At 49.4% G+C, this 10,630-nt stretch carries 10 protein-coding genes and 1 pseudogene; 6 read left to right on the top strand and 5 right to left on the bottom strand.

What is annotated here, in order from left to right:
• Window positions 1–132: 132 nt before the first annotated feature.
• The gene (locus FD01_RS00360; protein WP_152164762.1) at window positions 133–1,107 is read left to right on the top strand and encodes a spr1629 family repressor/antitoxin; all 975 of its coding nucleotides are present in this window, start codon (window positions 133–135) and stop codon (window positions 1,105–1,107) included.
• Window positions 1,108–1,176: 69 nt separating this feature from the next.
• On the opposite strand, the gene FD01_RS00355 is transcribed toward FD01_RS00360, so the two are convergent.
• A complete protein-coding gene (locus FD01_RS00355; RefSeq protein WP_054718513.1) occupies window positions 1,177–1,863 on the bottom strand; it encodes a hypothetical protein in 687 nt (228 codons plus the stop codon).
• A 4-nt stretch (window positions 1,864–1,867) separates the two neighbouring features.
• The gene (locus FD01_RS00350; protein ID WP_054718510.1) at window positions 1,868–2,731 is read right to left on the bottom strand and encodes a hypothetical protein; all 864 of its coding nucleotides are present in this window, start codon (window positions 2,729–2,731) and stop codon (window positions 1,868–1,870) included.
• Between the two features lie 766 nt (window positions 2,732–3,497).
• Here FD01_RS00350 and FD01_RS00345 point away from each other — a divergent pair.
• A complete protein-coding gene (locus tag FD01_RS00345; protein ID WP_054718507.1) occupies window positions 3,498–3,749 on the top strand; it encodes a hypothetical protein in 252 nt (83 codons plus the stop codon).
• Between the two features lie 291 nt (window positions 3,750–4,040).
• Window positions 4,041–5,882 (top strand): bifunctional diguanylate cyclase/phosphodiesterase, encoded by a 1,842-nt coding sequence (locus FD01_RS00340; RefSeq protein ID WP_056962225.1) that lies wholly within the window; start codon window positions 4,041–4,043, stop codon window positions 5,880–5,882.
• Between the two features lie 677 nt (window positions 5,883–6,559).
• Here the strand turns inward: FD01_RS00340 and FD01_RS15930 are convergent.
• Both FD01_RS15930 and FD01_RS00330 read right to left on the bottom strand, forming a co-directional pair.
• On the bottom strand, window positions 6,560–6,859 hold the full coding sequence (locus FD01_RS15930) for a hypothetical protein (protein ID WP_152164761.1): 300 nt from the start codon (window positions 6,857–6,859) through the stop codon (window positions 6,560–6,562).
• Window positions 6,822–7,511: a beta/alpha barrel domain-containing protein gene (locus FD01_RS00330; RefSeq protein WP_056962224.1), complete on the bottom strand. Its 690-nt coding sequence runs from the start codon at window positions 7,509–7,511 to the stop codon at window positions 6,822–6,824. Before FD01_RS00330 ends, FD01_RS15930 begins: the two co-directional genes overlap by 38 nt.
• 126 nt (window positions 7,512–7,637) lie before the next feature.
• Between FD01_RS00330 and FD01_RS00325 the strand changes: the two genes are divergently transcribed.
• Both FD01_RS00325 and FD01_RS00320 read left to right on the top strand, forming a co-directional pair.
• Window positions 7,638–8,270 (top strand): sugar O-acetyltransferase, encoded by a 633-nt coding sequence (locus FD01_RS00325; RefSeq protein WP_056962223.1) that lies wholly within the window; start codon window positions 7,638–7,640, stop codon window positions 8,268–8,270.
• Window positions 8,254–9,224, top strand: a pseudogene (locus tag FD01_RS00320) (aliphatic sulfonate ABC transporter substrate-binding protein). Before FD01_RS00325 ends, FD01_RS00320 begins: the two are co-directional and overlap by 17 nt.
• Before the next feature lie 130 nt (window positions 9,225–9,354).
• On the opposite strand, the gene FD01_RS00315 reads toward FD01_RS00320, so the two are convergent.
• Window positions 9,355–10,161 carry a Cof-type HAD-IIB family hydrolase gene (locus FD01_RS00315; RefSeq protein ID WP_056962222.1) on the bottom strand — a complete coding sequence of 269 codons (807 nt, stop codon included), beginning with the start codon at window positions 10,159–10,161 and terminating at the stop codon, window positions 9,355–9,357.
• A gap of 138 nt (window positions 10,162–10,299) precedes the next feature.
• Between FD01_RS00315 and FD01_RS00310 the strand changes: the two genes are divergently transcribed.
• Window positions 10,300–10,630 (top strand): hypothetical protein (locus FD01_RS00310; RefSeq protein WP_156647251.1); only part of this gene is annotated, 331 nt, incomplete at its 3' end.

Below are 10,630 nucleotides of genomic sequence, written 5' to 3'. Positions count from 1 at the left end.
CATTTGAATACATAATGACATCATACCCGAAGTCCAGGAATTTGTCCGCACGCCCTCGGTGGCAACATCTATGGCAGAGGTGGCAACATCCGTTGGCCGCCTTCACTAACCCCGCAATTTTTGCTCACGCCATTGAATTTACAATCGGTGGTCGATCAAACGCGAGTCGCCTATCGGGCCAAAAATCACAATTCTCGTAAGCTCGCCCGCATGGAAACCCGATATCTAGACTTTGCCGATGGTTTAGTGAATTATTTCGAAAGGTTTTTGACGACGCCAGATACGCCTTTTGCTCAGATTCAACATGAGAGTACCGCCATGCAGACGACGCCGTTAGATGATGCACAAATCAGCCAAGTCGCGGCATTTATCCGCAATCGCTTGCAGGTGCAGTACGACCGAGATCTCATGTCGATTCTGGAACTTGCCGGCGTTTATATCACTGAGAAGTCGCTGGGGGCAGATATCGATGCTTATTCAACGCAGACTGCAGACGGCCGACCATGGATCGTGATGAGCACCGAGAAAAAATCGGTGGTGCGGCGAAATTTCGATTTGGCGCATGAGTTAGGTCACTTGGTGTTGCATACGCAAGTTGATTTCGAAGCTTTGAGTGCCGCTGATTATCACATGATCGAGAAACAGGCTCATCAGTTCGCTGCTGACTTTTTGTTGCCTGAGGCTGATTTCCGACATGACTATGCATTGATCAATCGGCATTCAAATCCTGACAGCTACATTGCCTTAAAGCAAAAGTATCATGTATCGATTGTGGCCATGGCGATGCGCGCTTATTCACTGGGGATGATGTCGTACCAAGAATACCGCTATTTCTTCGGGCGACTAAACAAACTCGGTTACAAAAATCAAGAACCGCTCGATGATCAGCTCGTACCAGTGCGTCCCGGTCGGATCAAGGCGTTGATCGAATTGTTGTTTGACCATGATGTGTTAACCGTGACAGACTTGATGCAACGGCTGCATATTTTACCCGCGTTTGTGGTGAGATTGTTTGCTTTGGATGCTGATTTCTTTGACCGCTATACCGCAAAGAAACCAATATTTTATACTGGCGATAATGTGATTGCGATGCGTCCACAAGCATGATTTGAACCGATCTATGTAAGGACCTACCGATGCGTTGCGTCGGTAGGTCTTTGTTTGTGACAGTTTATTTTATTTCTGGGCTTTCGCCATTTTCTGCTGCCACTCCGCCCATTTGTCCTTCACCGATCCTTCGTCCAGCCGGATCACCGTGAGTGGGCCATCATCCGGCTCGTCTAGCGAGTCTTGGATTTCGATATTTTCCGCTTGTTCAAACCACAACACAGTCGGCGTATCATGATTTGAACGCCACCGAGCTTTTAAAGCAGGGCGCAATGCGTGGTGGAGTTTGTCGATCGATCGAGATTTTTCGACATGGCCATAAGCTTCAGTTTGGACCTCGGTGTAAAACTGATTCAAGTTGATCTGCTCATTCAACAATTGGGTCATGAGATGTTCGAGTTGTGCGTTGTGATCAGTGAGTTGGTTGCGTTTGATCCATTTATCAAACGCGACTTTGAGCTGATGATTGGCGCGCTTGATTTGAGTTTGGAACTTTTTTTGCGCGTTAGGCGGTAACGCAAGGCGTACTTGTACTGGACCGGAAATCGTGACCCGGGTGCCAAGGTCTAGTGGCAAGTAAAAGAGTTCGGTGAATGCGATCATCGCGAGGTCAGGATTGGGATCAGGGGCTTGGTCCCAGTCGATGTTTTCAGCATCGATGTGGATCTTCATGACCTGCACGACTGCTGATTTGGTGCCTTTGACAGTAGTAATGGTGTCGATGCCCAGGATTGGGCCGTTGATTTCTCCTTGCATGTCGTCAACCTCCTAAATGAAATTTGTCGAGTTGGTTTGGGTCCCAGACTGGCTGATCGGTTGCCTGCCAATTCGCCAAGCGCTTTGGGTCGTAAAAAGGGATGCCAAGCTTTTCAAACTCAGCTTTTTGTCGCTTGACGCGAGTGAACATGAATCGCTGTAAATCGCCGGTTTTGCGATGCTCAGCGTCTTCTTTTTCGGTGTTGAACTGGATGTCGCGGGCATCGCCATAGAGATAATATTCGACGTTTCGCGCGTTGATCAACAAGTAGGCGACTGGCAGGCGAGCGTCGCGTTTGGCGTTGATACGATTACGAATTTCTCTAGCTTTTTGCGCGATAGTTTCGGTGCGCTGGGTTTGATGGGTGCTGCCTTGGTCGAACACGCCGATAAACTGATCGAGTAACGTGTCAAAAGACAGTTTGCGATTGCCAAACTTGTTTAGCGTGCGCGATAAGTGATTGACTTGTTGCGACCAATCGGGGCGCCGCGGATGATTTTGCGAGTTGAGCCATTTATTGAAAAATTTAATTTCGGCACCGATGAATTTGGCTTGTTGTCGGACGGCGAATTCGTGATCAGATTGACTGTGGATGATATTCACCTGCATCAAATAGCCTTTCATGGAAACGGGTTTGGCGTAACCCAAGGCGCCAGTGTTTTGGGTAAAGGCCGGCCCGTATTCAGCAAAAATAGTTTGGGTTGGCCAGCCTAACTGCTCATGATGATTTGCCCGAGCAAAATTGTTGGCGCCTAAGATGACGACATCTAGCGTGCGAAAGTGATCATTGGGTAGCAGTAAGGTCAGCCGTGCGGTACCGGCAGTGACTGCGCGAATTTGGAATGGTCTGCGACTACGCGTTAACATGGTTTCACCTCCAACATCATTGTGAAGTCAAACAGCCGAATTGACAAATTTCACGGCTTAAAATCACGAAAAAGTCTTTTCACCGGCGCATAATTTCGGCGACACCGATACTAGTTAAAAAAAAGCATTATTAGTACTTGACTTTATATTATGAAGGCGTTATCATAGCTTTGAATTCTAGGAGGAGTGAGTGGCTTAGCGCAGGTCACCCGTACCACTTCGCGACGGGCGGAAGTGCCCGCTAAACTATGAAGACTATCCCGCAGCATCTGGGCTTAACTGTCGAGCTCTGCTGGATCTTCAGTTTCAAAATGCCGGCAAAGAAGGGTCCCCTTTGGTGGACTCAATCCAGTTACCGCCGGGAGTATTGACCTCATGGTGACATGAGTAGCAAGGCGACGTCTGTGTGCGAAAGGCAGTGCAAAGCTGATTAGCGCCTAACGCGGTTGAGGGTTAAGATCCCAAGGCCCGCAGCAACGTCCTTGAGCTGTTAGAGAACTGCACGAACGTAATCAAATCGGCATACAGCCGCAGGTCCACGAAATAGGCAACTGTTTCGTGGATTTGGCGTGTCCTTTTGGCGCGTAAGCTGTTGGATCAGCTTCTGGTATGAATGCGATAACCTTAAAGACAAAGGTTCAATGTTATTCGCCCAGATTTTGAAATGTGGAGGTGGCCGAATGCTCGTCCATGTGACGATCAATTTATTTGAGAGTCCTGCACAAGTCCTCGTAAACACTGTCAATACCGTGGGCGTGAAATCGCGTTGCAATTTAAGAAACTCTATCCAGATCAGGCTGATGCTTATGTGCTTTCAAAAGATGACATTGCAGATTTTTGGCTGCGGATGCGTGATAAAGGCATTGTTTCGAGTGCGGAATTTCCAGCGATCATGATTGAACGCGGCGATGTTTCGCTGTTTGAAAGTTTGCGTACAGTATTACCTGATATTGTTGGCCAGCCAATCGTCCTTTCAGGCGTAGGCGCGTTGGCGTTAGGCTTGAACAAACGCAAATGACCCGTTAGCGATAGTCGCCATGATCAGAATGATGGGCAATCAATCGTTGAGGCTGGATAATGACAACTTACGCTGAAATTGTGCAACAATTGGTTCAAGGTCAAATTTATACTGTTGAAGTGATCCGCTTCGGCGGGTCACTTTTTGTTTGCCTACAATTCAATCGCCAAAGATAAAGACTTTTATGAATAAATGATTGACACTTTTATTTACAAAACTTGAACGTTCGTGTAATATAGTAATATATTTAATAAATAGTGAAGATAAAATCATTTCGCTTGGGAGCGCACGATGACGTTTAGTCTAACAGCCTTGGGGCAGTATTTGATCCACACAGTGTTGGCCACATTCTTTGCGGTCGGCTACATGTTCTTTTTTCACCGGCTACACGCCCAAGTGGTGGCGCGTGGCGGTTTTTGGTTACACTTGCGGATCAATGCATTGACGGTAGGTGTGGGTTTAGGGATTCACGTCATTGCTGGGATGTTGATGCTGGGGCAAACGAGTTGGTTTTATCACAATGTCGCGTTGTTTGTGTTGCTGACGCCGTTTTTCTTTGATGGCTTCTCCAAACTAGAAACAGTCTTTCAATTGGTCTGCGTCACGATCATGTGGGAGATGCACCATGCTGGGGAGCTGGCGACACCATTGGGGTTAGTTGCCGCGGCGCTGTCTTTGGCGCTACTGGTCGGTTTGCGCGCTTATCCTAAAAAAATGTTGGCAAATTTAGGCATCGGCGAATTGGTGTCGCTTTTGTTGGCAGGCGCGTTTTGGTTGACTATTCCGACACGTTCGACGATGTTGACGGTGATGCCAGAAGACCGGCTTTGGGCCACGGTGATGTATGGCTTGATGGCGGCAGTGACGTTAGGCTCATGGGCCAAAGTCTTACAAGAAGATGCCGAGCACGCCGAACTCGACCGTATTGCCAATTACAATGGGAAGCTGTCTTCTGATGTGGCATTGCATCAACAAACCCAACTCGCCGACTTATTCACCCAAACCCAAGCGCAAAATGGCCAATTGGCGTTAGCGAGTTTAGATCTGGATCATTTTAAGCAGATCAATGCGCGTTATGGTCACCTGGCAGGCAACGCCGTATTGTTGGCGGTGTCTGAGACGATTCAAGCAGCCTTGCAACAAACGGATACGCAAGCGCTGACGTTTCGCACAAATGGCGAAGAGTTGAATATTGTGTTTCCTGGTGTCGACGTGCATCAAGCCACGCCGGTGTTGCGCCTAGTCGCCCAAGCCGTGCGCACGCATGAATATGTCTATGCGCAACGCGCGATGAATGTGACCATGTCTGTTAGCGTGACGGCACTGCGGCCCACCGATCGCACCATCGATGATGTGTATCGTCGCGCTGATGATGCGGTGTATAAGTCCAAACGCAACGGTCGTGACTTGATCACCGTGGATGCTGAAGTGATCACCCCGGTGGTTGATGCGCCTAAAGACTACTCCAGCTTTCGCTATTTTGCCCAAGGCGTCTATGCGCTAGCCGGCGATCAAGCGCGCGTCTTGCATGAGTTGTTGTTGCGCCGCTTTGACACTGGGTTAGGGCGGTACGTGTTACCTGACGAATTTGAGTTGCCGCCAGTGGAAATCGCGCGCTTGTTGCGCCAAGCAATGGGTCATACTGATTTTCATCGCTTCAATGTGAATCTGACGGCCGCACAGTTCAAAGATGAAGAAATGGCCGCGGCGTTGTGCGATGTGGCCAGCGCCCCTGATGGGCCAGTGGAGTTGAATGTGGAAGTCACCGACGTGGTATCAGCGCCATTGATGCGCCACATTTCCGCATTGTATCGGGCCAGCGGGATCAAAATTTATATCGATGACGTCGGCTCGGATAACTCTTATGAATTGGTGCGCACGCGCTTGGCTTATGTCGACGGCGTGAAATTCGCCATGCAAAATCTGCGCCGTAACAATGACGATGGGGCCTTGCGAGAACGTATCAGCTTTTGGCGGCAAGTGGCTGAAGACAATCATTTGCAATTTATCTTAGAAGGGGCTGAAACTGAAGCGGATATCGCGATGGCCCGAGAATTTGGCGTGCGCTTTGTCCAAGGGTATTACTTTGGCAAACCGGAGATCTTGTCCAAATCAGGTGAACGCAAGGCCTAGTGACTCAGCAATGGGTCACTTTTTTTGTGCGCGCCGTCAAAAATGCTCGCTAACCAGTTTGGTGGTTGTCGAACATGGTGGGTCATACTAAGTCATCTTTAAATCCCGGTTTAAATTAACGCACGCTGTCCGGCATCGTGAGCGTGTTTTTGATCTTCCAGCTAGCGATACCAATCGCCTTGCGGCACGAAAATCTAGGGGCTGCGAGGTTTTTCGCCACTGCGGTGAATTGGACCATTGCCGGTGCGGCCGGCTTCGGAAATCGGCAAGAACCGCCGATGTTCCTTCACCTAGATTTGAAGCCAAGAAAAGCACTTGTCTTCAAATCTGCCGGTGAAATCCGCGCGAGCCGCCAAAAAGCGGCGTCTCACTTGATTTCACTGCCACGGGCAATGGTCCAATTCACCTCCGTTCTACCAAACCATCGCAGCCCCCAGATTTTCTCCGTTGATATCGCTAGCTTACAAATTCAAGCCGCTTACGTGCGACAGTATATACGAATTAATCGACACATAGACGTTGGTATTGCGCGTTTCGTAGCCATCAGGTGTCAGTGGTCTAGCGGAGTGGAGATGATTTGAGTGGGGTGCCGTGAAAGTGAGATTGCCGCGAGACACCGGGCTTGTGGCTTGCGAGCAATTTCACCGGTAATTTTTGAGACAAGCGATTTTTTTGGCTCAAAAATTAGGCGTAAAAACATCGGCGGGCTTTGCCGATTTTTGAAGCCGGCCGCACGGCACCCCACTCAAATCATCGAAACGAAGCGTACCACTGGCACCTGATGGCGGCCATGAAACACTGTCGATGCCGGACAGCGATACAATTTCAAAAGCCGGATTTAAAGATAAAAGAGTATTAGTGGCTCGGTAGCGGGTCACTTTTTTGGATTGGCGGTTAAAAAAAGCCCGGCAGCCAGTTGTGATTGTCGGGTCGTTGTGATTAATTTTGTTGCTCGCGGTATTTGGCCATTTTTTCATGGAAGGTTTTTTCCGTCATGCCGTATGCGGTGTAAGTGATCGCATTGGCGCCGGCGCGAATCGTTTCAAGGATCTGCTCATCAGTTTTGCCACCGGAAGCGATGATCGGAAAGTTCGGATGGGTGTCGTTGAGTTGTTCACGGGCCCAAGCGACCAGCTTAGTGGTATCGCGACCGCCAGCGATGTTCAACGCGTTGACGCCGGCATCGATGTACGCCAGCAAGTCGGTGGTTTCATTTACCACAGTGTAAAAAATCGGAATATCCACCATTCGGCGCACAGAATGCAAGGTCTCAAGGCTAGTCGGCGCATTCAATACCACCGCTGAGCCGCCATTTTCTTCAGCAAAGCGCGCCACAGTCGCCGCCCGCAAGCCTTTGGTCAATCCGCCACCAACGCCGGCGAGAATCGGGACATTGGCGACTTTGCTGATGGCTTCTAAGATGCGAGTGCTCGGTGTCCAAGGGTACACGGCTAAAATCGCGTCAGCATCGCAGTTGGCGATCACCGCCACGTCGGTCGAGTAGACAATGCTTTTGATGCGCTTGCCAAACAGCCGAATGCCGCTAGCTTTGCGGATCACATTAGGGGATTCGACAATGTTTGAGCGCAACGCTGAGGTCAAGTTGGGAATTACGGGTTTATCTGTCATTTTACTACCTCCAAAATCACTACCTTGACGATACCACGACAATAATCATTGTGAAAGCGTTTTGTTACGTCAATAAGTATTGGCCTTGTGATAAAATAATTTTTGTTATACGCAAGGAGCACAGGCATGTCACAAGACGCAGAGTATGACCGCATGTTAGCAGGTCAATTATATATCACTGAAAAAATCAACGCCGAACATCGCGAGTGGCCAGGTAAATTATTAGTCCAACGCATTAATGCCTTGCCTGCCGATCAGCTCGACGAAATCACGCGCCTGGAAGCGCAAATTTTTGGCGCAGCAGATGTTTACGTCCAGCCACCGTTTGAAGTGGATTACGGCACGCATATTAAAGTGGGAAAGAATTTCTATTGCAATGTCGATGCCGTGTTTCTGGACACTAACTGGATCACCATCGGCAACAATGTCAAAATCGGCCCGCGGGTGAACTTGCTGACTGCCGGACACCCGATCGATGCCAGTGTGCGGGTGTCGATGTTGGAATTTGCCAAACCGATCACCATTGGCGATAACACCTGGCTGGGCGGCAATGTGACCGTGTTGCCAGGGGTTTCGATTGGTGCTAATGCCGTGGTCGGCGCCGGTTCGGTGGTGGTGCATGATCTACCAGATAATGTCGTGGCAGTGGGCAATCCAGCGCGAGTGTTGCGGGTGATTTCTGACGCGGATCGAAAATCATGGGCCGACCAGGCGGAACAATACCAAAAGGAGACTGGGCGCGATGAATCGCAAATTTAAAATTGGGTTATTTTGGCTATTGATGATCGGGGCCGTGGCCGGCGCAGCATACGGCTATCACGAAACTTATGGGCTGAAAGAAGACGCCGCCAAACAGTTGACTCCTGTGGTGATCGGTTACCAAAAAGCCGATCCTGTTGATATTTCCCGCCAACATGGCGTTTTGACCAAAACGTTGAAAAAAGCGGGCTACAAAGTCACCTTCAAAGAATTCCAAAGTGGCGCCGCCTTAAATACCGCTTTAAACGCTGGCAACATCGATTACGCCCGGGCTGGGGATGTGCCACCAGTCGCCGCCCAAGCCAACGGGATGGACTTTGTTTACGTGGCGGCAGGCGCGGATAAAGTCCATGGCTCTGGTATCGAAGTCAAAAAATCGGGGTCGATCGCCACTTTAGCGGACTTGAAAGGCAAGCGCATCGCCTACACCAAAGGCACCAGCTCGCAGTACATGGTGCTGATGGCCTTGCGAAAAGCCGGCCTGACCACCAAAGACGTGACCTTGGTGGATATGGGCCAAAATGCGGCCGCCGTGGCATTTGCCAAAGGCACCATCGATGCTTGGGCGACTTGGGATCCCTACTCGGCCACAGCTGAAGTTACTGGCGGTGCCAAGTTGCTAGTCGATGACACCGGCTTGGCCAAAACCGGGATTACTTGTTGAGCACGCGCAAATTTGCCACCAAGCACAAAGCCTTGTCGCAAACTTTGACCAAAGCGCTGGCGGCGGATATGACTTGGGCGAACAACAACCAAGCTCATTTGTCCAAGATGCTGGTGAAGACCTTGAAGCTCAACGCCAAAGTCGTCAACAAAATGCTTGACCGCCGCAGCTTCTCAATGGGTGCCGTGACGCAGGCGAATATTAAGGAACAACAAGCCATCGCCGATGAGTTTTATGCGCAGAAATTAGTGACCAAGCATGTGACGATTTCTGATTACGTGATCAAATAATGTGGGGAAATGACGACGGAGGAAGGCCGTCATTTTTTTGGTTAAGAATTATCGTAGGCATGCTCGTTAACAAAATTTGAACAAAAAGACGAAAGGCTCAGCTCTCATCATCGAGAACTGAGCCTTTATTTTAATCAAAGAAGTGATGCAAGTACGTGGCCACGCCGTCATGGTGAATGTCGGTGGTGAAATGATGCACCGCTGCTTTCACGCGTTCATTGGCGTTGCCCATCGCTACGCCGTAATGCACCGTGGTCAACATTTGCAAATCGTTGTCCCCGTCGCCAAACGCCATGGTGTGGCTCATGGGGATGGCGAGCTTTGCGCATACGGCTTTGATGGCGGAAGCTTTGTTGATGCCTTTGGCGGTGATTTCGATATTGTCAAAACCACTAGAGGAGACGTCGATGTCAGGCAGCTTGGCCATTTCGGCTTTGGCAGCCAACTGCAAGTCGAGGTCTGAGGAAATGCTGATGCCGTTGGTGATCTCTGGCGCTAGTGTCAATAATTCGTCCAGCGAATGTACACGTTGATTTTTGCTGGGATCTTCACCGGCGATGCGATTTTTTGCGTCACGGGAAATTGGTTCAGTCGGTTGATCGAGGAAAATCACGGATTCTTTGGTGAAGAAATGGGTGCGGATGCCATATTTCTTTGCGATGTGATAAATGCCGGTTAGCGCCGATTTTGACAAATGAATGTTGTCGACTTGTTGATCAACGGCGATGACTGAGCCGTTGGAGCAGATCACATTTAAGTTTGGACCGATGCGATCTGCCATCACCCGCGCGGAAAATAAGGGGCGACCAGAGGCGATGAAGAACAAATTGCCAGCAGCGCGGAATTTGGCGATGGCGTCCACGGTGGCCTGAGTGGGGATTTGAGAGTGGTCGACTAAGGTGCCGTCGATATCCATGAAAATAGCGTAAGGGGGCATAAGCGTCTTCCTTTGTATAATGAATACCTTTAGTGTAAACGCAGTCATTGGCTTAGACAAGTGTCCAAATTTTGATTTTTTAAAACCATTTTTTTGAACCTATGTTATGCTTGAGGTGATTTGAAAGGAGGGCCACAGATGGTTGCATGGGGCTTAAGGATCACCACGTTTTTAACCAATACGCTGGTTTTAGTTGGCTATGCCTTGCTTTATGAATGGTTATTGCAAGTTAAATTTCAAAGTGATCAGCCCAAGCATTTGCGGCAAGTTTATTTGGCCGGGATGACGATTGGCTTTTTGTTGCTGTTTCACTTCGCGTCGATTTTTTCGATGGCGGCAGCACACAATGCCATTGGGGTCGGGTGGACTTATTTGAACTTTCAAATCGCCACGGTGATGTATGCTTTATTGTGCTTGAATTGTCAAGCTAAGTGGAACATCTCTGACCAGAAGACTTCAAGCGAAGATT

It is taken from the genome of Lacticaseibacillus manihotivorans DSM 13343 = JCM 12514 (assembly GCF_001435035.1).
GTDB classification, from domain to species: domain Bacteria; phylum Bacillota; class Bacilli; order Lactobacillales; family Lactobacillaceae; genus Lacticaseibacillus; species Lacticaseibacillus manihotivorans.
Note: the sequence above shows the minus strand (reverse complement) of the source record. Positions and strands in the feature narration are given on the sequence as shown.

Excerpts from the sequence above, each read along its gene's own strand:
- FD01_RS00355 (WP_054718513.1), bottom strand. The coding sequence starts at position 1,863 with ATGCAAGGAGAAATCAACGGCCCAATCCTGGGCATCGACACCATTACT.
- FD01_RS00350 (WP_054718510.1), bottom strand. The coding sequence starts at position 2,731 with ATGTTAACGCGTAGTCGCAGACCATTCCAAATTCGCGCAGTCACTGCC.
- FD01_RS00340 (WP_056962225.1), top strand. The coding sequence starts at position 4,041 with ATGACGTTTAGTCTAACAGCCTTGGGGCAGTATTTGATCCACACAGTG.
- FD01_RS15930 (WP_152164761.1), bottom strand. The coding sequence starts at position 6,859 with ATGAAAAAATGGCCAAATACCGCGAGCAACAAAATTAATCACAACGAC.
- FD01_RS00330 (WP_056962224.1), bottom strand. The coding sequence starts at position 7,511 with ATGACAGATAAACCCGTAATTCCCAACTTGACCTCAGCGTTGCGCTCA.
- FD01_RS00325 (WP_056962223.1), top strand. The coding sequence starts at position 7,638 with ATGTCACAAGACGCAGAGTATGACCGCATGTTAGCAGGTCAATTATAT.
- FD01_RS00315 (WP_056962222.1), bottom strand. The coding sequence starts at position 10,161 with ATGCCCCCTTACGCTATTTTCATGGATATCGACGGCACCTTAGTCGAC.